Annotated in this window: 20 protein-coding genes and 1 other annotated feature; of the genes, 12 read left to right on the forward strand and 8 right to left on the reverse strand. The window is 52.0% G+C overall.

The window, feature by feature from the left end:
* Window positions 1-89: 89 nt before the first annotated feature.
* Window positions 90-734 carry a multidrug efflux transporter transcriptional repressor AcrR gene (acrR, locus tag AACS05_RS05135; RefSeq protein WP_045440631.1) on the forward strand — a complete coding sequence of 215 codons (645 nt, stop codon included), beginning with the start codon at window positions 90-92 and terminating at the stop codon, window positions 732-734.
* Between the two features lie 125 nt (window positions 735-859).
* A complete protein-coding gene (gene mscK / locus AACS05_RS05140; RefSeq protein WP_045440633.1) occupies window positions 860-4,222 on the forward strand; it encodes a mechanosensitive channel MscK in 3,363 nt (1,120 codons plus the stop codon).
* Between the two features lie 77 nt (window positions 4,223-4,299).
* Here the strand turns inward: mscK and rsmS are convergent, their stop codons facing one another.
* Complete coding sequence (gene rsmS, locus AACS05_RS05145) at window positions 4,300-4,455, reverse strand: pleiotropic regulatory protein RsmS (protein WP_071828900.1); 156 nt, start codon at window positions 4,453-4,455, stop codon at window positions 4,300-4,302.
* Between the two features lie 13 nt (window positions 4,456-4,468).
* A complete protein-coding gene (gene priC, locus AACS05_RS05150; RefSeq protein WP_045440636.1) occupies window positions 4,469-4,996 on the reverse strand; it encodes a primosomal replication protein N'' in 528 nt (175 codons plus the stop codon).
* Window positions 4,997-5,065: 69 nt separating this feature from the next.
* Here priC and AACS05_RS05155 point away from each other — a divergent pair, with 69 nt between their 5' ends.
* From AACS05_RS05155 to hemH, 8 genes are all read left to right on the forward strand, one after another.
* Window positions 5,066-5,443, forward strand: coding sequence for a DUF454 family protein (locus AACS05_RS05155; protein ID WP_045440638.1), 378 nt, complete (start codon window positions 5,066-5,068; stop codon window positions 5,441-5,443).
* 276 nt (window positions 5,444-5,719) lie between these two features.
* Window positions 5,720-6,271: an adenine phosphoribosyltransferase gene (apt, locus tag AACS05_RS05160; RefSeq protein WP_045440640.1), complete on the forward strand. Its 552-nt coding sequence runs from the start codon at window positions 5,720-5,722 to the stop codon at window positions 6,269-6,271.
* A 119-nt stretch (window positions 6,272-6,390) separates the two neighbouring features.
* On the forward strand, window positions 6,391-8,316 hold the full coding sequence (gene dnaX, locus AACS05_RS05165) for a DNA polymerase III subunit gamma/tau (RefSeq protein WP_045440644.1): 1,926 nt from the start codon (window positions 6,391-6,393) through the stop codon (window positions 8,314-8,316).
* Window positions 7,649-7,713, forward strand: a sequence feature (DnaX frameshifting element). Its footprint overlaps the gene before it by 65 nt.
* A 62-nt stretch (window positions 8,317-8,378) precedes the next feature.
* Window positions 8,379-8,708, forward strand: a complete 330-nt coding sequence (locus AACS05_RS05170) for a YbaB/EbfC family nucleoid-associated protein (RefSeq protein ID WP_003021764.1) — start codon at window positions 8,379-8,381, stop codon at window positions 8,706-8,708.
* Window positions 8,708-9,313, forward strand: a complete 606-nt coding sequence (recR, locus tag AACS05_RS05175; protein ID WP_045440647.1) for a recombination mediator RecR — start codon at window positions 8,708-8,710, stop codon at window positions 9,311-9,313. The genes AACS05_RS05170 and recR overlap by 1 nt, the downstream gene beginning before the upstream one ends.
* 107 nt (window positions 9,314-9,420) lie before the next feature.
* A complete protein-coding gene (htpG, locus tag AACS05_RS05180; protein ID WP_045440650.1) occupies window positions 9,421-11,295 on the forward strand; it encodes a molecular chaperone HtpG in 1,875 nt (624 codons plus the stop codon).
* Between the two features lie 235 nt (window positions 11,296-11,530).
* Window positions 11,531-12,175 carry an adenylate kinase gene (adk, locus tag AACS05_RS05185; protein WP_045440652.1) on the forward strand — a complete coding sequence of 215 codons (645 nt, stop codon included), beginning with the start codon at window positions 11,531-11,533 and terminating at the stop codon, window positions 12,173-12,175.
* A 181-nt stretch (window positions 12,176-12,356) separates the two neighbouring features.
* A complete protein-coding gene (gene hemH, locus AACS05_RS05190) occupies window positions 12,357-13,319 on the forward strand; it encodes a ferrochelatase (RefSeq protein WP_045440655.1) in 963 nt (320 codons plus the stop codon).
* On the opposite strand, the gene aes is transcribed toward hemH, so the two are convergent.
* Window positions 13,316-14,275, reverse strand: a complete 960-nt coding sequence (aes, locus tag AACS05_RS05195) for an acetyl esterase (protein WP_045440657.1) — start codon at window positions 14,273-14,275, stop codon at window positions 13,316-13,318. The two genes, hemH and aes, sit on opposite strands and share 4 nt — an antisense overlap.
* Before the next feature lie 152 nt (window positions 14,276-14,427).
* On the opposite strand from aes, the gene AACS05_RS05200 reads away from it, so the two are divergent.
* Window positions 14,428-15,732, forward strand: a complete 1,305-nt coding sequence (locus AACS05_RS05200; RefSeq protein ID WP_045440663.1) for an inosine/guanosine kinase — start codon at window positions 14,428-14,430, stop codon at window positions 15,730-15,732.
* Window positions 15,733-15,796: 64 nt separating this feature from the next.
* Here the strand turns inward: AACS05_RS05200 and ybaL are convergent, their stop codons facing one another.
* Entirely contained in the window at window positions 15,797-17,473 is a 1,677-nt protein-coding gene (gene ybaL / locus AACS05_RS05205; protein WP_045440666.1) for a YbaL family putative K(+) efflux transporter, read from the reverse strand.
* A 226-nt stretch (window positions 17,474-17,699) separates the two neighbouring features.
* On the reverse strand, window positions 17,700-18,920 hold the full coding sequence (locus AACS05_RS05210) for an MFS transporter (RefSeq protein ID WP_045440668.1): 1,221 nt from the start codon (window positions 18,918-18,920) through the stop codon (window positions 17,700-17,702).
* 161 nt (window positions 18,921-19,081) lie between these two features.
* Between AACS05_RS05210 and ushA the strand changes: the two genes are divergently transcribed.
* Complete coding sequence (gene ushA / locus AACS05_RS05215; protein WP_045440670.1) at window positions 19,082-20,734, forward strand: bifunctional UDP-sugar hydrolase/5'-nucleotidase UshA; 1,653 nt, start codon at window positions 19,082-19,084, stop codon at window positions 20,732-20,734.
* 115 nt (window positions 20,735-20,849) lie between these two features.
* On the opposite strand, the gene ybaK is transcribed toward ushA, so the two are convergent.
* The 3 genes from ybaK to copA form a co-directional block, all read right to left on the reverse strand.
* Window positions 20,850-21,329 (reverse strand): Cys-tRNA(Pro)/Cys-tRNA(Cys) deacylase YbaK, encoded by a 480-nt coding sequence (gene ybaK, locus AACS05_RS05220; protein ID WP_045440673.1) that lies wholly within the window; start codon window positions 21,327-21,329, stop codon window positions 20,850-20,852.
* Between the two features lie 201 nt (window positions 21,330-21,530).
* A complete protein-coding gene (locus AACS05_RS05225; RefSeq protein ID WP_045440675.1) occupies window positions 21,531-22,325 on the reverse strand; it encodes a TraB/GumN family protein in 795 nt (264 codons plus the stop codon).
* A gap of 99 nt (window positions 22,326-22,424) precedes the next feature.
* On the reverse strand, window positions 22,425-24,926 hold the full coding sequence (gene copA, locus AACS05_RS05230; protein WP_045440677.1) for a copper-exporting P-type ATPase CopA: 2,502 nt from the start codon (window positions 24,924-24,926) through the stop codon (window positions 22,425-22,427).
* Window positions 24,927-24,998: the final 72 nt, after the last annotated feature.

Genomic DNA, 24,998 nt, shown 5'->3' on the forward strand with positions numbered 1-24,998 from the left:
AACCCATTGCTGCGTTTATATTATCGTCGTGCTATGGTACATACATTCACAAATGTATGTAAATCTAACGCCTGTAAATTCACCGACATATGGCACGAAAAACCAAACAACAAGCGCAGGAAACACGTCAGCACATTCTGGATGTCGCTCTGCGTCTGTTTTCGCAACAAGGGGTATCATCCACCTCGCTCGCGGAGATCGCAAAAGCTGCTGGCGTCACTCGCGGTGCAATCTATTGGCATTTCAAAAACAAGTCGGATTTATTCAGTGAAATCTGGGATCTGGCAAAACCCAATATTGATGAACTAGAGACTGAGTATCAGGCAAAATTCCCCGACGATCCACTATCAGTATTAAGAGAAATTTTAGTTTACGTTCTTGAAGCTACCGTGACAGAAGAACGCCGGCGTTTATTGATGGAGATTATATTCCACAAATGCGAATTTGTCGGGGAAATAGCTGCTTTTCAAATGGCGCAACGCAGCCTGTGTCTTGAAAACTATGACCGTATTGAACAAACGCTACGTCACTGTATGAACGCAAGAATGCTGCCAGAGAATCTGAACACGCGCCGTGTAGCGGTCTTAATGCGCAGCTACCTTTCCGGGATTATAGAAAACTGGTTGTTCGCCCCGGAATCTTTTGACCTGAAAAAAAACGCACGTGAATACGTCGCAGTGCTGCTGGAAATGTGCCTTCTTTGCCCAACGCTGCGAGTGCCGGAAACAAGCTAACCCCTCGATTTCAGTCCAGGAATTTTCCTGGACATTTTCCCTGGCGCTATTCTGTCTGTCAGCGCCGTGATATTCTAGCCGCTTGACTATTTTCGGTCACTTTCCGGTTAGAAACGTTCATTCTCATGACTATGTTGCAGCTTTATAAACGCTCAAAGCATCTTATTGCTATTACCACTTTATTCTTCATTATTTTGCTGTCTTGTCAGTCATCCGCATTTGCGCGAGCGCAACAGAATGGTGAACTGCCGACGAAAGCGGATATCCAGAGCCAACTGGATGCGCTGAGTAAGCAAAAAGATCTTTCCGCGCAGGATAAACTGGTTCAGCAGGATCTTATCGAGACCCTCGTCACGCTGGATAAGATTGACCGCGTGAAGGATGAGACCGTTCAGCTTCGCCAGAAAGTTGCCCAGGCGCCAGAGAAAATGCGCCAGGCGACGGAGGCGTTAAATTCGCTCAGTGATGTCGATAATGACGATGAAACGCGAAAAACGCTGAGCACGCTCTCTTTACGACAACTTGAAACACGCGTCGCTCAGGTGCTGGATGACCTGCAAAGCTCGCAAAACGATCTGGCGGCTTACAACAGCCAACTGGTCTCGTTGCAGACGCAGCCTGAGCGTGTACAAAATGCGATGTACACCGCATCACAGCAAATGCAGCAAATCCGCAATCGCCTGGATGGTACCAACGTCGGTGAAGCGGCATTACGCCCCAGCCAGCAGGTTCTGCTGCAGGCGCAGCAAGCGCTACTCAATGCGCAGATCGATCAGCAGCGTAAAAGTCTGGAAGGCAACACGGTTTTGCAGGACACCTTGCAGAAACAACGTGATTATGTGACCGCCAACAGCAACCGACTTGAACATCAGTTACAGCTCCTGCAGGAAGCGGTGAACAGCAAACGGCTGACGCTCACCGAAAAGACGGCGCAGGAAGCGGTAACGCCCGATGAAGCTGAACGTATCCAGACCAATCCGCTAGTCAAACAGGAACTTGAGGTCAACCATCAGCTAAGCCAGCGTCTGATTTCCGCCACCGAAAACGGCAATGCGCTGATGCAGCAAAATATCAAGGTCAAAAACTGGCTTGATCGGGCGATGCAGTCTGAACGCAACATTAAAGAACAAATTGCTGTTCTGAAAGGTAGTCTGCTGCTGTCGCGTATTCTGTATCAACAACAGCAAACATTACCCTCAGCGGATGAACTTGCTGATATGACCAATCGGATCGCCGATTTGCGTCTGGAACAATTCGAGGTTAACCAGCAGCGTGACGCGCTGTTCCAGAATGACGCTTTTGTCGCCAAACTGGAGGAAGGGCACACCAGCGAAGTGAACACTGAAGTTCATGATGCCTTGCTCCAGGTCGTGGATATGCGCCGTGAGCTGCTGGACCAACTGAATAAGCAATTGGGTAACCAACTGATGATGGCCATTAACCTGCAGATTAACCAGCAGCAGTTAATGAGCGTATCGAAAAATCTGAAAGGGATCCTGACCCAGCAAATCTTTTGGGTTAACAGTAACCGTCCGATGGACTGGGACTGGATCAAAGCCTTCCCTCAAACGTTAAAAGATCAGTTCAAGTCGATGAAAATCACGGTGAACTGGGAGAAAGCCTGGCCAGCGGTATTTATTGCTTTTCTGGCGGGGCTACCGCTGCTGTTGATTGCCGGACTAATTCGCTGGCGTTTGAAATGGTTGAAAGCGTACCAGGAAAAACTCGCTGCTGCGGTAGGTAACTTGCGTAATGACAGTCAGCTCAACACGCCAAAAGCGATACTGATTGATCTGATTAGAGCGTTACCTGCGTGCCTGATTATCCTTGCCGTTGGTCTGATCCTGCTTACCATGCAACTGAACGTCAGCGATCTGTTGTGGGCATTCAGTAAGAAAATGGCTATTTTCTGGCTGGTGTTTGGTTTGTGCTGGAAAGTACTGGAAAAAGATGGCGTGGCGATCCGCCACTTCGGTATGCCTGCGAAACAGACCAGCCACTGGCGTCGCCAGATTGTGCGCATTAGTCTGGCATTATTGCCGCTGAACTTCTGGTCAGTGGTTGCTGAACTCTCGCCGCTTAATCTGATGGACGACGTTCTCGGACAGGTCGTCATTTTCCTGAACCTGTTGCTGATCGCCTTCCTTGTATGGCCAATGTGTCGCGAAAGCTGGCGTGATAAAGAGTCGCATGGTCTGCGCCTGATCACTATTACCGTGCTGTCGATTATCCCGATTGCGTTAATGGTGCTGACGGCTACCGGTTATTTCTATACCACGCTGCGCCTGTCTGGGCGCTGGATTGAAACGGTCTATCTGGTCATTGTCTGGAACCTGCTGTATCAGACTGTACTGCGTGGGCTGAGCGTGGCCGCACGTCGCATTGCCTGGCGCCGTGCATTAGCGCGCCGTCAGAACCTGGTAAAAGAAGGGGCCGAAGGCGCTGAACCGCAGGAAGAACCGACCATTGCGCTGGAGCAGGTTAACCAGCAAACGCTGCGTATTACGATGTTACTGATGGTTGCTCTGTTTGGCGTTCTGTTCTGGGCAATTTGGTCCGATCTGATCACCGTGTTCAGCTACCTCGACAGCATCACGCTCTGGCATTACAACGGTACAGAGGCCGGGGCCGCAGTCGTGAAAGATGTCACCATGGGCAGCCTGCTGTTTGCGATAATTGCGTCAATGGTGGCATGGGCGCTGATCCGCAACTTGCCCGGACTGTTAGAAGTGTTAGTGCTCTCACGACTCAAAATGCGTCAGGGCGCATCTTATGCCATCACTACGATCCTCAATTACGCGATCATTGCTATCGGCGCGATGACGGTGTTCGGATCGCTCGGGGTATCGTGGGATAAACTACAGTGGCTGGCTGCGGCCTTGTCGGTCGGTCTCGGTTTTGGCTTGCAGGAGATCTTCGGTAACTTTGTCTCGGGCCTGATCATTCTGTTTGAACGCCCGGTCCGTATTGGCGATACGGTCACGATTGGGACGTTCTCTGGTACGGTAAGTAAGATTCGCATTCGTGCAACCACCATCACCGACTTTGATCGCAAAGAGGTGATCATTCCGAACAAAGCGTTTGTAACGGAACGTCTGATCAACTGGTCGCTCTCTGATACCACCACACGCCTGGTGATCCGTATTGGGGTTGCTTATGGCTCAGATCTGGACAAGGTGAAGAAGGTGCTGCTGCAGGCGGCGCAGGAACATCCGAAAGTGATGCATGATCCGGAACCGGCGGTGTTCTTTACCGCCTTTGGTGCCAGCACGCTGGATCATGAGCTGCGATTATATGTTCGTGAACTGCGCGATCGCAGCCATACGGTGGATGAACTTAACCGCGCGGTTGACCGTCTGTGCCGTGAAAACGATATTGATATCGCCTTTAACCAACTCGAAGTTCACCTGCATAACGCCAAAGGTGACACAGTGACTGAAGTTAAACGTGACTTCAAAGGTGATGACCCGACACCGGCTGTGGGGTGATAAGTAAACGCCTTATCTGGCCTACGAAGTGCAATAATTCTGGACTCGTAGGCCGATACCAACAGATTCAGCTCTTTTTATGATGCAGGGAGCTGCTGTATTTTCTTTTCGTAATCCCGCTTAACAATCTCCAGCGCTTTCAGTACGGTTTCAGGCGCAACCTGATGCTCTTCCAGAAGCATAATTAAATCGACAGCCAGTTTGATGTCGTCCGGGGCGTTCTCAAGTGACATAATTTCTCCGGGGTTAACGGGTTAAACGCGCCAGCACGTTTTCTATTCTTTCCAGCGCATGACGACAGCGCGCCAGACGCGCTTCGAAAGCTTCCACTTCACGATGCAGTTTTTGCTGTTCTTCAAAGCCTGTAGCCTGAGCCAGACGCTCTTTGCGTTCACGCGTCATCTCGATCAGACGGCGCTCAAACTCCTGGTGCTGGACGCGCTTGCGCTGCCAGCGAGCGAGCCCAGGGGAGGCACTGTCCCACTCCCTGAGCGACCAGGTAGCAGTTTCGCGCATAATAGCCTCTAACTGTGAGGCAAGGTGTTCCGCAAGCCAGGTAATTTGTGGTAGTTGTTGCTGTTCAACCGCGTGGCGCAGTGCGATGAGATTCGCGCTAGCTTCATCCAGACAGGCCTGCAACAGCGTACTGCGCGTGCGAAAAAGATGGCGATCAAAACGGGCGCTGAGTGTTGCGTGGTGCGCCAGTGGTGCGCAAAGTTGTTGCAGGCTGTTGAACTGGCTTTCGAGCTTCTGTAACAGCATGACGGTTTTCACGATAACACTCCGATGAAAATGAGAACTGTTATGCTAAAGTAGCGATTCTCTGTGTTAAGTACTTAAACTATGCAACGCATTATTCTAATCATCATTGGCTGGATAGCGGTAGTGCTGGGAACGCTGGGTGTGGTATTGCCATTGTTGCCCACTACGCCGTTTATCCTGCTGGCTGCCTGGTGTTTTGCCCGCTCATCGCCGCGTTTTCACGACTGGCTGCTCTACCGTTCATGGTTTGGCGGCTATCTGCGCCACTGGCAAAAACACCATGCGATGCCTCCGGGGGCAAAGCCGCGCGCTATATTGTTGATATTGGTTACATTTGGCATCTCGCTGTGGCTGGTTAATATGATGTGGGTGCGTGGATTACTGTTGGTTATTCTCGCCTGTTTATTGATTTTCATGTGGCGGATACCGGTGATTGATGAAAAGCAACAAAAGCACTGAAGCGCAATAATGCCAGTTGCAATTGTCTCACGCAGCCAGTAAATTTGACCGTTTTCGAGCACAGGCGCAGGCGGTCAAAGGTTAAACAAATGTAACCTTTGCTCTTATATAGACACAAAATCATTCAAGTTGCGTCGAAACGGCAACTGAATGAATCCCCGAAGCTTACCTCAGTAAGTGCCTGGGATGAATGAAGGCAGCCAACAAAGAGGCAGCTTGAAGGATAAAGTGTATAGTGCGCCGTGAAGCAATACTGTATTTATCAGGCACAAACTTATGACCGCGACTGCACAGCAGCTTGAGTTTCTCAAAAATAGCATCAAAAGCATCAACGACTACCCAAAACCTGGCATTCTTTTTCGTGATGTCACCAGCTTGCTGGAAGACCCGAAAGCGTATGCACTCAGCATTGAACTGTTAGTTGAACGCTACAAAAATGCGGGCATTACTAAAGTTGTCGGCACCGAAGCGCGTGGCTTCCTGTTTGGCGCACCGGTAGCGTTGGGGTTAGGCGTTGGTTTTGTACCCGTACGTAAACCGCGTAAGCTTCCACGTGAAGTGATTGCTGAGAGCTATGAGCTTGAATACGGCACCGATCAGCTGGAAATCCATGTTGATGCCATCAAGCCGGGTGACAAAGTACTGGTAGTGGACGATTTGCTGGCAACCGGCGGAACAATTGAAGCAACAGTGAAGCTGATCCGTCGTCTGGGTGGTGAAGTCACCGATGCGGCTTTTATCATCAACCTGTTCGATCTGGGCGGTGAACAGCGCCTGGAAAAACAGGGATTGACCTGCTACAGCCTGGTTCCGTTCCCGGGACACTGATTTCGGACGATCTTTTATCGGCCAAAGTAATACCGAGACACACAACCTCGCCGTCTGCGCGAGGTTGTGTTAGCATTACCCCCTTGTGAATCCACCCTCCAGCCTTTCAGAGCCTGCCAATGAGTTATCAGGTCTTAGCCCGAAAATGGCGCCCACAAACCTTTGCTGACGTCGTCGGCCAGGAACATGTGCTGACGGCACTGGCGAACGGCTTGTCGTTAGGGCGTATTCATCATGCTTATCTTTTTTCCGGCACCCGTGGCGTCGGAAAAACCTCTATCGCCCGTCTGCTGGCGAAGGGACTCAACTGTGAAACTGGCATTACCGCTACACCTTGCGGTGTGTGTGACAACTGCCGTGAAATTGAGCAGGGGCGTTTTGTCGATTTGATTGAAATTGACGCCGCGTCTCGTACTAAGGTCGAAGACACTCGCGATCTGCTGGATAACGTTCAGTATGCGCCGGCGCGTGGCCGCTTTAAGGTCTATTTGATCGATGAAGTGCACATGCTGTCGCGCCACAGTTTTAATGCGCTACTTAAAACGCTCGAAGAACCGCCTGCACACGTTAAGTTCCTGCTGGCGACTACCGATCCGCAGAAGTTGCCGGTTACTATTCTGTCTCGCTGCCTGCAATTCCACCTTAAAGCGCTGGATGTCGAACAAATTCGCCATCAGCTTGAACATATCCTCAATGAGGAACACATCACCCACGAACCACGCGCGCTGCAGCTGTTATCTCGTGCTGCAGACGGTAGCCTGCGCGATGCGCTGAGTCTGACCGATCAGGCGATTGCCAGCGGTGATGGGCAGGTCACAACTCAGGCAGTGAGCGCGATGCTCGGCACGCTTGATGACGACCAGGCGCTTTCTCTGGTTGAAGCTGTTGTGGCAGGGAATGGCGAGCGTGTTATGGCGCTGGTGAATGATGCCGCCGCTCGCGGAATTGAATGGGAAACGTTGCTGGTTGAGATGTTGACCCTGCTTCACCGTATTGCGATGGTTCAGCTATCGCCTGCGGCATTGAGCAGCGATATGGCTGCCATTGAACAGCGTATGCGTGATCTGGCACGCACTGTACCGCCGACCGATGTGCAGCTTTACTACCAGACCCTGTTAATCGGGCGCAAAGAGCTTCCGTATGCGCCGGACAGACGAATGGGTGTAGAAATGACGCTGCTGCGTGCGTTAGCTTTTCATCCGCGAGTTCCGTTACCGGAACCTGAAGTGCCGCAACAGTCATTTGCGCCCGCTGCACCTACCGCGGTGATGACACCGACGCAGGTCCCTGTACAGCAGCCTGCACCTGCACATTCGGATGTACCGTTATCTGACGCTACCAGCCGGGTTCTTGCCGCGCGCAACCAACTGCAGCGAGCTCAGGGAGCAACCAAAACAAAAAAGAGTGAACCGGCAGCCGCTCCCCGCGCGCGGCCGGTGAATAATGCTGCGCTGGAAAGACTGGCTTCGGTGTCGGAACGTGTTCAGGCTCGTCCGGCAGCGTCTGCGCTGGAGCAGACTCCGGCGAAAAAAGAAGCCTATCGCTGGAAAGCAACCAATCCGGTAGCAGAAGTAAAAGAGGTTGTTGCCACACCGAAAGCGTTGAAAAAAGCGCTGGAGCATGAAAAAACGCCGGAGCTGGCCGCTAAGCTGGCAGCAGAAGCGATTGAGCGCGACCCCTGGGCCGCGCAGGTTAGCCAGCTTTCGCTACCCAAGCTGGTAGAGCAGGTGGCGCTTAATGCCTGGAAAGAAGAGAATGGCAATGTCGTTTGCCTGCACTTGCGTTCCACGCAGCGGCACCTCAATTCCAGTGGCGCACAGCAGAAACTTACGGAAGCATTGAGCGCCTTAATGGGCTCAGCGGTTGAATTGACCATCGTTGAAGATGATAATCCTGCGGTGCGAACGCCGCTGGAGTGGCGTCAGGCCATTTATGAAGAGAAACTCGCGCAGGCGCGTGAGTCGATTATTGCGGATAATAACATTCAGACGCTGCGTCGTTTTTTTGATGCGGACCTGGACGAAGAGAGTATTCGCCCCATTTGATCGTAAGCCATATCTCATGGTTTTATGGTCGTCATCCCTTAACGTGATTGAGAGAGAAGCCTATGTTTGGTAAAGGCGGTCTGGGTAACCTGATGAAACAGGCCCAGCAGATGCAAGAAAAAATGCAGCAGATGCAGGAAGAAGTCGCCAAGCTGGAAGTGACTGGCGAATCAGGCGCAGGTCTGGTTAAAGTGACCATCAATGGCGCGCACAACTGCCGTCGCGTGGAAATCGATCCTAGCCTGCTGGAAGACGACAAAGAGATGCTGGAAGATCTGGTTGCTGCGGCATTCAATGATGCGGCACGTCGCATTGAAGAGACCCAGAAAGAGAAAATGGCCTCTGTTTCTTCCGGTATGCAACTGCCTCCTGGCTTTAAGATGCCGTTCTGATGCAAACCAGCCCGCTGTTAACTCAGCTTATGGAAGCACTGCGCTGTCTGCCGGGCGTAGGTCCGAAGTCAGCGCAGCGCATGGCGTTCACGCTGCTACAGCGCGATCGCAGCGGCGGGATGCGTCTGGCGCAGGCGTTAACGAAGGCGATGTCGGAAATCGGTCACTGTGCTGATTGCCGCACCTTCACAGAGCAAGAAGTATGTAGCATCTGCGCGAATCCGCGTCGCAAGGAAAATGGTCAAATTTGCGTGGTTGAGAGTCCGGCGGACATCTATGCCATTGAGCAAACAGGGCAATTTTCCGGGCGTTATTTCGTGCTGATGGGACACCTGTCGCCGCTGGATGGTATCGGGCCTGATGATATCGGGCTTGACCGTCTGGAACAGCGTCTGGCGTCTGAGCAAATCAATGAAGTTATCCTTGCGACCAATCCGACGGTCGAAGGAGAGGCTACCGCCAACTATATTGCCGAGCTTTGCATGCAGTATGACGTTGAAGCCAGCCGTATCGCTCATGGCGTACCGGTAGGCGGCGAGCTGGAAATGGTTGACGGCACTACGTTGTCCCATTCTCTTGCCGGACGGCATAAGATTCGTTTTTAATCAATCGGGAGCAAAAATTTTTGCTCCCGCTTGAAATACCCCTCCGCTATCCCCATCTCCCTCTCAACGCTTTTTTACCTTGTAATTGGCATTGAGGTATTTTCGACATGAAAGGACAAGAAACTCGTGGTTTTCAGTCAGAAGTAAAACAGCTTCTGCACCTGATGATCCATTCTCTGTATTCCAATAAAGAAATCTTCCTGCGTGAGCTTATCTCTAACGCCTCTGATGCGGCAGACAAGCTGCGTTTTCGCGCGCTGTCTAACCCGGACCTGTATGAAGGTGACGGCGAACTGCGTGTGCGTGTCTCCTTCGATAAAGATAAGCGTACGTTGACCATTGCCGATAACGGCGTGGGGATGAACCGTGATGACGTTATCGATCATCTGGGGACCATTGCTAAATCCGGTACCAAGTCTTTCCTCGAATCCATGGGGTCCGATCAGGCTAAAGACAGCCAACTGATCGGCCAGTTCGGGGTGGGCTTCTACTCTGCATTTATTGTTGCTGACAAAGTTACCGTGCGGACCCGTGCGGCGGGCGACAAACCGGAAAACGGCGTGTTCTGGGAATCTGCTGGCGAAGGCGAGTATACCGTTGCGGACATTACCAAAGACGATCGCGGTACGGAAATCACTCTGCACCTGCGTGAAGGTGAAGATGAATTCCTTGATGACTGGCGCGTGCGCTCCATCATCAGCAAATATTCCGACCATATCGCACTGCCGGTAGAGATTGAGAAACAGGAAGAGAAAGACGGTGAAACCGTCGTTTCCTGGGAGAAAATCAACAAGGCGCAGGCGCTGTGGACGCGTAACAAGTCGGAAATCAAAGATGACGAGTACAACGAATTCTACAAGCATATCGCGCACGATTTCACTGACCCGCTGACCTGGAGCCACAACCGTGTGGAAGGTAAGCAGGAGTACACCAGCCTGCTGTATATCCCGTCTCAGGCGCCGTGGGATATGTGGAACCGCGATCATAAACACGGTCTGAAGCTGTACGTCCAGCGTGTATTTATCATGGACGACGCTGAGCAGTTCATGCCGAACTACCTGCGTTTTGTGCGCGGTCTGATAGATTCCAACGATCTGCCGCTCAACGTTTCCCGTGAGATCCTGCAGGACAGCAGCGTCACCCGTAACCTGCGCAGTGCGCTGACCAAGCGTGTGCTGCAAATGCTGGAAAAACTGGCGAAAGACGATGCAGAAAAATACCAGACCTTCTGGAAACAGTTTGGCCTGGTACTGAAAGAAGGTCCGGCGGAAGATCACGCCAATCAGGAAACTATCGCTAAACTGATGCGCTTTGCGTCCACACATACCGATTCCTCTGCACAAACGGTGTCGCTGGAAGACTACGTGTCACGCATGAAAGAAGGGCAGGAGAAAATCTACTACATTACTGCAGACAGCTATGCGGCAGCGAAGAGCAGCCCGCACCTGGAACTGCTGCGTAAGAAAGGCATCGAAGTCCTGCTGCTTTCTGACCGCATCGATGAGTGGATGATGAACTACCTGACCGAGTTCGACGGTAAAGCGTTCCAGTCTGTGGCTAAAGCTGACGAGTCCATCGACAAGCTGGCGGACGAAGTTGACGAATCGGCAAAAGAGGCGGAAAAAGCGCTGACGCCGTTCGTTGAGCGCGTGAAAACCCTGCTGGGCGATCGTGTAAAAGAAGTGCGTCTGACGCACCGTCTGACCGACACTCCGGCGATTGTCACTACCGACGCGGACGAAATGAGCACTCAGATGGCGAAATTGTTTGCCGCTGCGGGCCAGGCCGTACCGGAAGTGAAATATATCTTTGAACTCAATCCGGATCACGTGCTGGTAAAACGCACGGCAGATACCCAGGACGAAGCACAGTTTAAAGAGTGGGTTGAACTGTTGCTGGATCAGGCGCTGTTCGCTGAGCGCGGCACGCTGGAAGATCCTAACCAGTTTATCCGTCGTATGAATCAGCTGCTGGTTTCCTGATAGCTGTTCTTTAGTGCCGGATGGCGATTATCCGGCACAATGCCGAGTATTTTTGTAAGCCGGATTAAGGTGCGAGCACCTTAATCCGGCTTTTTACCTTCTGAAACCGCTCTTTTCTTAATTTTCCCGCCATTAACCGTTTCAGCGGCAAGCACCTTTCTTGAGCCAATTGCGTGATGGTGGTATCGTTTAGCGCTTTTTAAAAATATCGACAACCTTTAAGGGGATTTTCGTAATGCGTATCATTCTGCTTGGCGCTCCGGGCGCGGGTAAAGGAACTCAGGCTCAGTTCATCATGGAGAAGTACGGTATTCCGCAGATCTCCACCGGTGACATGCTGCGTGCTGCCGTGAAATCTGGCTCCGAGCTGGGCAAACAAGCGAAAGACATCATGGATGCCGGTAAACTGGTAACTGATGAGCTGGTGATCGCGCTGGTAAAAGAGCGTATCGCTCAGGAGGACTGCCGTAATGGTTTCCTGCTGGACGGCTTCCCGCGCACTATTCCGCAGGCTGATGCCATGAAAGAAGCGGGTATTGTTGTTGATTACGTTCTGGAATTCGCTGTACCGGACGAACTGATCGTTGACCGTATCGTAGGTCGTCGCGTTCATGCGGCCTCTGGTCGTGTCTATCACATCAAATTCAACCCGCCTAAAGTTGAAGGTAAAGACGACGTGACCGGCGATGAGCTGACCACCCGTAAAGATGACCAGGAAGAGACTGTGCGTAAGCGTCTGGTTGAATATCATCAGATGACTGCTCCGCTGATTGGTTATTACCAGAAAGAAGCGGAAGCGGGTAATACTAAATATGCGAAAGTAGACGGTACTCAGGCTGTTGCCGCCGTTCGCGCTTCTCTTGAAAAAATCCTCGGTTAAGTTTTACTGCAGTCAGTGCCGGATGGCGGTGTGAACACCTTATCCGGCCTACCGTTTTCGTGTAGGCCCGATAAACGTAGCGCCATCAGGCATATTCTTATTTTACCTCTTACAGCAATTAGTTCTTCTTCCTCGCTTTTCCGCTACAATTATCAACAATTTGAATCGATAAGAGGCGGTAATGCGTCAGACGAAAACCGGTATCCTGCTGGCTAATCTTGGCACCCCCGATGCCCCAACCCCCGAAGCCGTTAAACGCTATCTTCGTCAGTTTTTAAGCGATAAACGCGTGGTCGATACTTCCCGCCTGTTATGGTGGCCATTGTTGCGCGGTGTGATCCTGCCGCTGCGCGCGCCGCGCGTGGCAAAGTTGTACCAGTCCATCTGGATGGAAGATGGCTCGCCGTTGATGGTATACAGCAGGGCGCAGCAGCAGGCTCTGGCTGCACAGTTGCCGGATACCCCCGTAGCCCTGGGTATGAGCTACGGTTCCCCCTCGCTGGAAAGTGCAGTAGATGAACTGCTGGCGAATGGGGTCGAGCACATCGTAGTTTTAACGCTTTACCCGCAATATTCCTGCTCTACGGTGGCGGCGGTGTGGGACGAACTGGCGCGAATTTTAGCGCGTAAGCGGGGCATTCCCGGTATCTCCTTTATTCGCGATTATGCCGATGACAGCGCCTATATTGATGCGCTGGCTAAAAGCGCCCGTGACTCGTTTGCACGACATGGCGAACCCGATTTGCTGCTGCTTTCATACCACGGTATTCCGCAACGTTACGCCGATGAAGGTGATGATTATCCGCAACGCTGTCGCGACACCACGCGTGAGCTGGTGTCGGCCCTCGGTATGGCGCCGGAAAAAGTGATGATGACTTTCCAGTCCCGTTTTGGCCGGGAGCCGTGGCTGACGCCCTACACCGACGAAACGCTAAAAATGCTGGCGGAGAAAGGTACCGGTCATATCCAGGTTATGTGTCCGGGATTTGCGGCAGATTGTCTCGAAACGCTGGAGGAGATCGCGGTGCAAAACCGGGAAATATTCCTCGAGGCAGGTGGTAAGAAATATGAGTATATTCCGGCGTTGAATGCCGCACCGGAACATATCGAGATGATGCTGAAACTGACTGAAGCGTACCGCTAAAGCTGCGCCCTAAAGAAATGCGCGCCATCCTGCAGGGCATCGTCGGCGGTTTTCATCATCCGCGAATAGTGCAGGAAGGCGTGCAGCATGCCGGGGTACATTTTGTACTGACAAGGCTGCTGGTGCGCCTGTAGCGTCTGATAGAGTAACCGACTGTCGTCGATCAGCGGGTCGAACTCCGCACCTGCGATAAAACATGGCGGCACGTGGCGCGTCAGGTCATTGTTAAACAGGCAATAATAGGGTGATTCACGATCTTCAGTGCTACGCAGATACGCGTTCTCGTACATCTCCAGATCCTGATGAGTTAAGCCATCCCACTCTCCCCCCATCAGCCGGCGGCTAAGTGAATCGCGTAAACCGTAAAGCCCGTACCACAGCAGCACGCCTGTCACCTTGCCACATTCTATCTGCTTATCACGCAACCATAGCGCACTGGCGAGCGCCAGCATTGCGCCGGCAGAATCACCAGCAAAACCGATGTTACTCACATTAAGTGAGTACTCACGGGCGTGAAGATGGAAGTACTGACATACGGCGACAATTTCTTCGATGGCCTGCGGGAAGCGAGCCTCCGGTGACAGCGAATAGTCGATACCAATCACGGTACACTGGGTGTAGTGCGCCAGCAGACGCATAATGCGATCGTGTGTGTCGAGGTTGCCAAGTATAAAACCCCCGCCATGCAGGTAGTACAGCGTGGCCTTGCTATAGGACTGCGGCGAATAGATGCGTGTGGTAACGGGGCTTTGTGCGGTAGAAATGACACACTCTCTGGTACTCATTTGTGGACCATCGGCATTCCAGAACTGCCGTTCATGGATATAATGCTGACGTTGGGCCACAAAATCATCGGCGGCGGGCCACGGCGGCAGATCATCACGATGAAAATTCACCACGGCTTTCATTTCGTCTGAAATTCTGTCAAGTACGGGGATCTTGTTATCTGGCTTCATAAAACGCTCCTTGTGAAGGGTGATTTATTGTAGAAACTGATGCCGGATAAACTGAGATCTCACCGTCTGATATTGAAACTTATGCCTCATCGCATGCGCAGTCAGGAATGTGCTACCATGCACCGCTTAGTTAACCACCCGTAAAATCGACCATGAAATTTCCCGGTAAACGTAAATCCAAACACTATTTTCCTGTCAACGCGCGCGATCCGTTGCTGCAACAAATTCAAACTGAAAACGAGACCAGCGCAGCCTGGGTGGTCGGTATTGATCAAACGCTGGTGGATATTGAAGCCAGAGTTGATGACGACTTTGTGAAACGTTATGGATTAAGCGCCGGGCATTCTCTGGTGATTGGTGATGATGTCGCAGAAGCGCTCTACCAGGAGCTGGTACGTGAAAATTTGATCACCCATCAGTTTGCAGGTGGAACCATCGGCAACACTATGCACAACTACTCGGTGCTGGCGGATGATCGCTCAGTACTGCTGGGCGTCATGTGCAGCAATATCGAAATTGGCAGCTACGCGTATCGCTATTTATGCAATACCTCCAGCCGCACAGATTTGAACTACCTCCAGGGTGTTGATGGCCCTATCGGTCGCTGCTTCACTCTGATTGGCGAATCCGGTGAGCGTACCTTTGCAATAAGCCCCGGGCATATGAATAAGCTGCGTGCGGATAGCATTCCTGAATCAGTGATTGCCGGTGCTTCTGCGCTGGTGCTGACATCGTATCTGGTGCGCTGTGAGCCGGGTGAGCCGATGCCGGAAGCAACCATGAAGGCGATTGAGTTTGCTAAAAAGCACAATGTTCCGGTGGTACTGACCCTGGGAACGAAATTCGTTATTGCTGATAACCCGCAATGGTGGCAGGAATTCCTGAAAGAGAATGTCTCGATTCTGGCTATGAATGAAGAAGAGGCTGAGGCGCTGACCGGTGAAAATGATCCGCTACTGGCTTCTGACAAGGCGCTGGACTGGGTGGATCTGGTGCTGTGTACTGCGGGACCTGTGGGGCTGTATATGGCCGGCTTCACGGAAGATGAGGTCAAACGCAAAACTCAGCATCCGCTGCTGCCGGGGGCCATTGCCGAATTCAATCAGTACGAGTTCAGCCGTGCGATGCGCTATAAAGATTGTACGAATCCGCTGCGCGTTTATTCGCACATTGCGCCGTACATGGGCGGGCCGGAAAAAATCATGAACACCAACGGGGCTGGTGATGGTGCATTGGCGGCATTGCTGCATGATATTACCGCCAACAGCTACCACCGCAGCAATGTACCGAACTCGAGTAAACACAAATACACCTGGCTGACTTATTCATCGTTAGCTCAGGTATGTAAATATGCTAATCGCGTGAGTTATCAGGTGCTGAATCAGCATTCTCCGCGCCTGACGCGGGGTCTGCCTGAACGTGAAGACAGCCTCGAAGAGTCTTACTGGGATCGTTAAGCGAAGGGCCCGGTAGCGTTGAGTTTACCGGGCCTGCGTGTTTAACTGACTGACATCCGGAGCATTAACCCGTGACCATTTCACCGGCAGGCGGCGTTTCGATCAGTTCCAGCATCGTACGTGCAATTTCACGCTCGCCCATCACTACCTGATTGGCTCCGCGCTCGGTGATGTACTCTACTTCATCGTCATAATGTGCGCGGGCGATAATCTCAATCGTCGGGCATTTCTCACGCGATGAAGCGACAATTTCACCCGCTTCATAACCATTCGGGATCGTCAGCAACAGCCAGCGAGCACAATCCAGGTGCGCCAGATTCATAATCTCTTCGTTAGCAGCATTTCCGAGAACGGCGCGGATCCCTCGTGCACGAAGTTCATCCACGCGGGTACGAGAGGTTTCGATAACTACCAGAGGAATACCCGCTGCCATCAATTTGTCACCCAACAGACTGCCGACGCGGCCATAACCAACCAGCAGGGCATGATTACAGATATCGACCGGGATTTGTTTCTCTTCTTCGATAGCTTCTTCGAGTGTCTGCTCTTCCAGCGTTTCGGTTTTTGCGAGGTATTTTTCCAGCACGGCGAACAGTACCGGGTTGAGCATAATGGAGAGGATCGCCCCGGCCAACACCAGGTTTTGTCCGGCCTGCGGCAACAGGTTAAGCGCCATTCCCAGCCCTGCCAGGATAAAGGCGAATTCACCAATTTGCGCCAGGCTTGTGGCAATGGTTAATGCCGTGCGCTGTGAGTGACCAAACAGGCGTACCAGGAAGTATGCGGCAACCGATTTACCAAATATGATAATGGCCAGGGTACCCAGTACCGCCAGCGGCTGTTGGATCAGAACTAATGGGTCAAACAGCATCCCGACGGAAACAAAGAACAGCACAGCAAATGCATCGCGCAGCGGCAGGGTGTCGTGCGCCGCACGGTGGCTCAATTCAGATTCGTTCAATACCATCCCGGCGAAGAACGCACCAAGCGCAAAGGAGACATCAAACAGCTCCACGGCACCAAAAGCGATACCCAGGGCGAGAGCCAGTACTGATAAGGTGAACAGCTCACGTGAGCCTGTTGCGGCACTGCGGGCCATAATCCACGGCACCAGGCGACGGCCAACCAGCATCATAATCGCGATAAACGCCACTACTTTGCCGATGGTGATGCCCATATCTACGGCCAGCGAAGCAAAGCCGACATTGTCTTTTTCCAGCATTCCGGCGACGGCTGGCAGGAGAACCAGCGTCAGAACCATCATCAGATCTTCTACAATAAGCCAGCCGATGGCGATTTGCCCGCGCTGGCTGTCAATCAGTTGTCGTTCTTCAAGAGCACGCAGTAGCACCACGGTACTGGCGGTTGAAAGACACAGTCCAAAGACGATACCGACCATCAGCGACCAGCCCAGCACAGCTGAAAGCGCCATACCCAGCAGCGTCGCCACGGCTATCTGGGCGATCGCGCCGGGAATGGCGATGGACTTTACCGCCATCAAATCCTTCAAAGAAAAGTGCAGCCCGACGCCAAACATCAGCAAAATAACGCCAAGTTCCGCCAGCTCCGGCGCAAGCTTGGTATCAGCAACAAAACCAGGTGTAAATGGACCGGCCAGAACGCCCGCTAACAGATATCCCACCAGAGGAGAAATACGCAGTTTATTGGCAAGCATGCCGAATATAAAAGCGAGCACAAGGCCGCCAACAATGGTGGTGATAAGCGGGGTGGCGTGATGCATTCCGTCTCCTTTGATTGCTGTGTTGATCCTGAAAAAAACTAACTCCGGGTAATAGTTTATGACAATTTTGATGATTATGTTTATGAATAATTATTGAATTTTGATGAAAACAGGATTTTAGACATAAAAAAGCACGGATCGGAAAAGCTGAGGGGTATATTCGGGGTAAAGGCTGATGGTCTCTGTAAGTGTGAGCGGCCAAAAAGCACTTTTGGCCGCAGGAAAATCAAGCTTTATGTCGGTTATCAGGCAAGAATATGGTCAGTATCCCAAGAAGTGGAAGGAAAGCACATATTTTATAGACCAAATCGATACTGGTATGGTCGGCAACCAGCCCCAACACCGCAGCGCCGAGGCCCCCCATGCCAAAGGCAAATCCGAAGAATAGCCCAGAAACCATGCCGATACGCCCTGGAAGTAGCTCCTGCGCATAGACCAGAATGGCCGAAAAGGCCGATGCGAGGATAAAACCAATAATCACGGTTAAAATCCCGGTCCAGTGGAGCGTTGCATAGGGTAAAACGAGGGTAAATGGCGCTACACCAAGGATAGAGCCCCAAATAACATATTTTCTGCCAATCTTATCGCCTAATGGTCCACCAATAACCGTTCCGGCCGCAACGGCAAACAGGAAAGCAAACAGGTGAAACTGGGCATTTTGTACCGATAATCCGAATTTTTGCATCAGATAAAAGGTGTAATAGCTGCTGATGCTCGCCATATAGAAGTATTTGGAGAAAATCAGCACCAACAGAATGCCAACGGCCAACACCACCTTATTACGTGGTAGTGGATTCACAATAGCGACTTTCGGCTTACCTTTACTCATTCGATGCTGTGCTGCATACCAGCGGCTGATTTGCGCCAGTACCACAATCGCTAATAATGCCGCCAGAACAAACCACGCCACATTACCTTTTCCATATGGCGCGATGATGACAGCCGCCAGTAAGGGCCCCAGAGAGCTCCCGAAGTTGCCCCCGACCTGGAAGATCGACTGAGCAAGTCCATGGCGACCACCGGAGGCCATACGCGCCACACGGGACGATTCTGGGTGAAATACCGATGAACCGGTACCGACCAGCGCTGCGGCAAGCAACACCATGTGGAAACTGCCCGCCATGGCCAGTAAGACGAGCCCGCTGAGTGTGAAGCACATTCCAATGGGGAGCGACCACGGCATCGGGTATTTATCCGTCCAGTAGCCGACAACAGGCTGAAGCAGAGAGGAGGCCAGCTGGAAGGTCAGAGTAATCATCCCGATCTGCATAAACGTCAGCGAGAACTCTGACTGCAACAGCGGGTAAATCGCCAGGATCAGCGACTGAATCATATCGTTAAGCAGGTGGGAGAGGCTGATGGCACCTAAAATGCCAAATGAGGTGCGTGCTTTTTGCGACGGCGCAGCGGAGCCGGGGATCGGTTGAGCGGTTTGATTCGTTGCCATAGGTTCACTTCAATGATTATTAGAGGGTGCAGATGAAATTATTATCCGACTAACATACCTGCGGTTGGTGTTTGAAGGAAGTCTCATTTCTGAAAACATTTTCGGCTATTATTTCATATCATTGTAATTTCAGCGGTTGATATTGAGTCAGGGAGAGAAACATGAAATTTTTGCAACGGGGCGTGGCGCTGGCGTTATTGGCCGCATTTGCGGTGGCAGGTCAGCCTGCTCAGGCTTACGAAAAAGATAAAACCTACAAAATTACTATTCTGCATACCAACGATCACCACGGCCATTTCTGGCGCAGCGAATATGGTGAATACGGACTTTCAGCGCAAAAAACGCTGGTGGATGGCATTCGTAATGAGGTTGCTGCAGAAGGCGGTAGCGTACTGCTGTTATCCGGCGGCGATATAAATACCGGCGTACCGGAGTCTGATCTCCAGGATGCGGAGCCTGATTTTCGTGGTATGAACCTGATTGGTTATGACGCAATGGCGGTGGGAAACCACGAATTTGATAATCCATTGACCGTATTGCGACAGCAGGAAAAATGGTCAAAATTCCCGTTTCTTTCTGCCAATATTTACCAGAAAAGTACCGGTGAGCGTTTATTCAAGCCGTGGGCCATTTTTAAGCGTCAGGATTTAAAAATTGCCGTTATTGGTCTGACTACTGACGATACGGCGAAAATTGGTAACCCGGAATTTTTCACCGATATTGAGTTTCGTAAGCCTGCGGACGAAGCCAAACTGGTGATCCAGGAACTCAATATGGGTGAAAAGCCAGATGTCATTATTGCTACCACACATATGGGGCATTATGACAACGGCAACCATGGTTCAAACGCTCCAGGTGATGTGGAAATGGCGCGCAGCCTGCCTGCGGGAGCGCTGGCGATGATTGTGGGTGGTCACTCACAGGATCCAGTGTGTATGGCGTCGGAGAATAAAAAGCAGGTTGATTACGTGCCGGGAACACCATGTGCGCCAGACAAGCAAAATGGTATCTGGATTGTACAGGCGCATGAGTGGGGGAAATATGTTGGTCGTGCAGACTTTGAATTCCGTAACGGCGAAATGAAAATGGTGAACTACCAACTTATTCCGGTAAACCTGAAGAAAAAAGTCACCTGGGATAACGGTAAAAGTGAGCGCGTACTTTACACCCCGGAAATCGTTGAAAATCAGCAGATGCTCTCTCTGCTGACGCCTTTCCAGAATAAAGGCAAAGCGCAACTGGAAGTTAAAATTGGTAGCGTAAATGCGCGTCTCGAAGGTGACCGTAGCAAAGTGCGGTTTGTGCAGACCAATATGGGGCGTTTGCTTCTGGCCGCACAAATGGCGCGTACCAGCGCTGATTTTGGTGTGATGAGCGGGGGGGGAATTCGTGACTCCATTGAAGGCGGTGATATTACTTATAAGAGCGTGCTGAAGGTACAACCGTTTGGCAACATAGTGGTGTATGCCGATATGAGCGGTAAAGAGGTCATTGACTATCTGACCGCGGTAGCGCAAATGAAGCCTGACTCCGGTGCTTATCCTCAGTTTGCTAACGTCAGCTTTGTGGCGAAAGATGGCAAGCTGAATGATTTGCAGATCAAGGGCGAACCTGTTGATCCGGCAAAAAACTATCGCATGGCAACGCTAAGCTTCAACGCCACGGGGGGAGATGGGTATCCGCGAATTGATAACAAACCGGGATACGTGAATACCGGGTTTATCGATGCGGAAGTGCTGAAAGAGTTCGTACAGAAGAATTCACCGCTGGATGCCAGCGCGTATGAACCGAAAGGTGAAGTGAGCTGGCAGTAACAGGGCTATTTTGTTCGCCATTTTGAACCCGGGCACTGCTCGGACAGAATGTGCAGAGTTGCGCCCTGTATCAGTAGCAGGCCCGATAAACGTTGCGTTACCGGGCAAAAGAGAGTTAGTCACGACGTGCGATATCAGCGAATTTAGCATCCAGAATTTTTGCCAGATCGCTTGCGGCCAGTTCGATGTCCAGCCCGCGTTTACCACCGGAGACATAAATGGAGTCAAAGGTTTGGGCTGGTGCATCGATCACCGTAGGCAGGCGTTTTTTCTGTCCCAGCGGACTAATGCCGCCAACCAGATAGCCGGTAACGCGCTGTGCGACCATGGGGTCGGCCATATCGACTTTTTTAGCCCCTAACGCTTTCGCGACTTTTTTCAGATCCAATTGTCCGGCGACCGGCGTGACGGCGACCGCCAGCTGTTTCATATCGCCATTCATAGCAACCAGCAATGTCTTGTAGACCTGATCTGCATTCAGACCTAATTTACGTACCACTTCGTCGCCAAAGTTTGTCTCCGACGGATCGTGATCGTAGGCGTGGATCTGAAAAGAAATCTTGTTTTTTTCGAGTAATTTAACGGCGGGTGTCATAGCAATTATTCCTGACTAACACTAAATACGCTTTAAGCATACGCCTGATGATGGTGTAAAAAATAGTACCATCTTGCGCAATAGTATTGGCAGGATGCTGACTTTGAGCGACAATCAACCTGGATCGATGCATTAAGCATCGGCATAATAATAACGATGAAATTCCTCTTTGACGGGCCAATAGAAATATTGGCCATTTTTTTATCGCAACATCTCCGGCAAATTTCCTTCCCCATATAGATGAAGCGCGCCCACAGCCACCACATAGCGGCCAGCTGGCATTGCACAGAGTCGATCCCGCCAGGCTTCATTTCGCTGGTGCATCAGTACGTCATACAACGACTGGCTGAAGGTATTGGGTAGCTTAAGATCGCTATTCTCCGGTGGCGTTTTTAGCCACCACCCCATCATCTGTTGCAGCAGTCTGGCGTTGGTATGCCAGTGTGTCAGGGTGTCGTCCAGTAAAGCCAGACCATTATCCGGTAACTGACACAACAGATCGATTTGGCTGGATGCGCCTTCCAGCTCAACGATTGGCCTCTGCTCCCGTTTTGCCGCCTTTAGCAACTGGTAATCAATTCCGTATTCTGCTCGTAGCCCCAACTGTTGCGCTTGTGTTGCCTGTAGCACCATAGCGATTTGCCATAACGGTTGAGTCGAAAAGAGGGAAGGGGAAATACCCAGTTCATCGGTAATTTTATGCAGTTGCTGACGTTGATCTTCACTTATCCGCTCGTCAAGCGGCGCAAAGGAGGGGAGATCGCTAAAAGGGGAATCGTTGCCGGAAACGTCGGCTTCAACGATCAAGGCATCTGCTTGCTGAAGTTTTTTGAGCAGTTTTGCCGGGAGTGGGGCCATATCGCGGGTGCCCATATGGATACTACCCACGAGATGAAAATGGCGATTGCCGGGCAAAGAGATGTCAATGGCAGGCCAGGTATAATGGTTGCCGCGTAGTGCAGACCATAATGCTTTTACCCGGTATAACAGATCCATACGACCTCCCGTTGAAAAATCTCATGCTAGCGCGTGGTCATGGAAGGTGCAATGAGTGAAATGCCGGATACGTGTTGCTAATGGTATCCGGCAAGGCGATTACTCTTTGGGTTTAAAGCGCAGTAATCGGTTAGCGTTGCTCACTACGGTAATCGAAGAGAGCGCCATCGCAGCACCGGCAACCACAGGATTAAGCAAGGTTCCGGTGAAGGGCCACAAGATCCCGGCGGCAACGGGGATGCCGATGCTGTTGTAGATAAATGCGCCGAGCAGGTTTTGTTTCATGTTACGCAGCGTCGCCCGCGAAATTGACAGCGCATCCGCAACGCCCATCAGACTATGGCGCATTAGCGTAATTGCTGCGGTTTCAATGGCGACATCGCTACCGCCACCCATCGCAATCCCCACATCGGCCTGGGCCAGTGCGGGTGCATCGTTAATACCGTCACCAACCATGGCAACCTGACGCCCCTGGCTTTGCAGGCGTTTAATCGCATCGGCTTTGCCGTCAGGCAGGACGCCCGCAATCACTTCATCAATACCCGCTTCTTTAGCAATGGCGTTGGCGGTGGTCGGGTTATCCCCTGTGAGCATTACCAGACGATACCCAGCGCGGTGCAGACGCTGAAGTGCCGCCACGCTGTCACTGCGCAGTGGGTCACGTACTGCCAGCAGAGCTGCCGCTTTCCCGTCAATGGCCAACAGCACAGGGGTTGAACCCTGAGAGGCCTGTGCTGTGATTTCGGCGTCCATTGCTGTGGTGACGACCTGTTGTTCATTGAGCAGGGCCTGGTTCCCCAGAAGTAGTGAATGACCTTCCGCTTCGCCGCTGACCCCTAATCCGCGCAGCGTTCTGAAGCCATTCACCTGTGGCAGCACGGCATCACCGGCTTTGTCCAGAATTGCGCGGGCCAGCGGGTGGCTGGAACCTTGTTCAAGGGCCGCTGCCAGACGTATCACCTGAGCTTCATCGATATCACCGAACGTTTTGATGGCAACAACCTGCGGTTTACCTTCGGTCAGCGTCCCGGTCTTATCAAACACGACGGTATCAAGTGTGCTGGCACGTTGTAGTGCATCGGCATCACGTACCAGGACGCCAAACTCTGCGGCACGACCGACCCCCGAAATAATTGACATCGGCGTTGCCAGGCCCAGCGCGCAAGGGCAGGCGATAATCAGTACGGTGGTGGCAATGACCAGCGTATATACAATCTGCGGCGCCGGACCGAAGAAGTACCATATAGCGGCACTTACCAGTGCGATGACCACCACAACCGGCACAAATACGGAGGAGATTCTGTCGGCAAGTTTGCCAATTTCTGGCTTACTGCTTTGTGCCTGACGCACCATGCGAATAATGCGTGACAGCGTGGTGTGACTGCCAACGGCACTGGCGCGGAACAGTACACTGCCATCCTGAACCACGGTACCCGCGTGGACACTGTCGCCTTCTCCTTTTTGTTGCGGGATCGGCTCACCGGTCAGCATGGCTTCATCCATCCAGGCTTCACCCTGGGTGATTTCGCCATCTACCGGAACACGGTCGCCAGTGGTCAGGCGCAATAGCATTCTTGTTTGAACATCTGCCAGAGGGATACTTTTTTCACCTTTCTCAGTGACCACGCGTGCTGTTGGTGGGGTGAGGTCGAGCAGTTTTTCCAGTGCTTTAGAGGAGCGCTGACGAGCGCGCGCTTCCAGCATATGTCCGAGGTTAATCAGACCAATAATCATCGCACTGGCTTCATAATAGAGGTGTCGCGCTTCCATCGGGAACCATTGCGGCCAGAGGTTAACGCTCATGGAATAGAGCCATGCCACACCTGTACCCAGCGCCACCAGCGTATCCATTGTCGCGGTGCCGTTCATCAGGCTTTTCCACGCGCTGCGGTAAAAATGGCCGCCTGCAAATACCATTACGGCGAGCGTGGCGAGGCCAATTACCAACCACAGGCTGCGGTTGTCGGCGGTGACCATCATGTTATCGCCAATCATTCCCCATACCATGACAGGTATGCCCAGCAGTAGTGCGACCGCAGCCTGCCAGCGAAAGCGTTTCATAGTGGCAACGGCTGTTTCCTGCTGGCGCTCACGACGTTTAACATCATCTTCAATGGCTTCTGCGCCGTAGCCCGCTTTTTCCACGGCCTGAACTAATTGTTCGGCGGACGCACTGCCCATGACCAGCGCAGTACGTTCCGCCAGGTTCACCCGTGCCTGCGTGACGCCCGGTACGTTTTGCAACGCATTTTGTACACGAGAGACACAGCTGGCGCAGCTCATGCCGCTTAACAGCAACTGTTGGCTGTCATCTTCAGCCGTAGCTGCCGGAAGCTCAGGAGGGACCGCTGCCAGCGCTTCCGACGGGATTGATGACTCCGCCAGCGGTTTAGCCTTTGGGTGGCTTAACTCTGCGCCATAACCGGCTTGCTTGATGGTTTCAATCAGTGCTTCAGCGCTGGCGCTACCAGTGACGTGCGCTTCAGTCACGGTGACATCCGCTTGCTCAACGTCCGGACGTTGTTCCAGGCTTTCTTTTACGCGTTTAACGCAATGACCACAGGACAAACCGTCCAGGGTCAGGTCGATCGTTTGAGACATAACAAACTCCTTTCTTGCGGGATTAACTGACTGTGATAAAGGTTAAACCTTCCAGCAAGGGGAAGGTCAAGG

Source organism: Citrobacter sp. S-77, from assembly GCF_963864895.1.
Taxonomy (GTDB): domain Bacteria; phylum Pseudomonadota; class Gammaproteobacteria; order Enterobacterales; family Enterobacteriaceae; genus Citrobacter; species Citrobacter murliniae.

What these genes read in the sequence shown, in the direction of transcription:
- recR (WP_045440647.1), top strand. Translation starts at nt 8,708, where the DNA reads ATGCAAACCAGCCCGCTGTTAACTCAGCTTATGGAAGCACTGCGCTGT.
- hemH (WP_045440655.1), top strand. Translation starts at nt 12,357, where the DNA reads ATGCGTCAGACGAAAACCGGTATCCTGCTGGCTAATCTTGGCACCCCC.
- copA (WP_045440677.1), bottom strand. Translation starts at nt 24,926, where the DNA reads ATGTCTCAAACGATCGACCTGACCCTGGACGGTTTGTCCTGTGGTCAT.
- acrR (WP_045440631.1), top strand. Translation starts at nt 90, where the DNA reads ATGGCACGAAAAACCAAACAACAAGCGCAGGAAACACGTCAGCACATT.
- adk (WP_045440652.1), top strand. Translation starts at nt 11,531, where the DNA reads ATGCGTATCATTCTGCTTGGCGCTCCGGGCGCGGGTAAAGGAACTCAG.
- AACS05_RS05200 (WP_045440663.1), top strand. Translation starts at nt 14,428, where the DNA reads ATGAAATTTCCCGGTAAACGTAAATCCAAACACTATTTTCCTGTCAAC.
- AACS05_RS05225 (WP_045440675.1), bottom strand. Translation starts at nt 22,325, where the DNA reads ATGGATCTGTTATACCGGGTAAAAGCATTATGGTCTGCACTACGCGGC.
- AACS05_RS05155 (WP_045440638.1), top strand. Translation starts at nt 5,066, where the DNA reads ATGCAACGCATTATTCTAATCATCATTGGCTGGATAGCGGTAGTGCTG.
- aes (WP_045440657.1), bottom strand. Translation starts at nt 14,275, where the DNA reads ATGAAGCCAGATAACAAGATCCCCGTACTTGACAGAATTTCAGACGAA.
- apt (WP_045440640.1), top strand. Translation starts at nt 5,720, where the DNA reads ATGACCGCGACTGCACAGCAGCTTGAGTTTCTCAAAAATAGCATCAAA.
- AACS05_RS05170 (WP_003021764.1), top strand. Translation starts at nt 8,379, where the DNA reads ATGTTTGGTAAAGGCGGTCTGGGTAACCTGATGAAACAGGCCCAGCAG.
- ybaL (WP_045440666.1), bottom strand. Translation starts at nt 17,473, where the DNA reads ATGCATCACGCCACCCCGCTTATCACCACCATTGTTGGCGGCCTTGTG.
- rsmS (WP_071828900.1), bottom strand. Translation starts at nt 4,455, where the DNA reads ATGTCACTTGAGAACGCCCCGGACGACATCAAACTGGCTGTCGATTTA.
- mscK (WP_045440633.1), top strand. Translation starts at nt 860, where the DNA reads ATGACTATGTTGCAGCTTTATAAACGCTCAAAGCATCTTATTGCTATT.
- htpG (WP_045440650.1), top strand. Translation starts at nt 9,421, where the DNA reads ATGAAAGGACAAGAAACTCGTGGTTTTCAGTCAGAAGTAAAACAGCTT.
- AACS05_RS05210 (WP_045440668.1), bottom strand. Translation starts at nt 18,920, where the DNA reads ATGGCAACGAATCAAACCGCTCAACCGATCCCCGGCTCCGCTGCGCCG.
- ybaK (WP_045440673.1), bottom strand. Translation starts at nt 21,329, where the DNA reads ATGACACCCGCCGTTAAATTACTCGAAAAAAACAAGATTTCTTTTCAG.
- ushA (WP_045440670.1), top strand. Translation starts at nt 19,082, where the DNA reads ATGAAATTTTTGCAACGGGGCGTGGCGCTGGCGTTATTGGCCGCATTT.
- dnaX (WP_045440644.1), top strand. Translation starts at nt 6,391, where the DNA reads ATGAGTTATCAGGTCTTAGCCCGAAAATGGCGCCCACAAACCTTTGCT.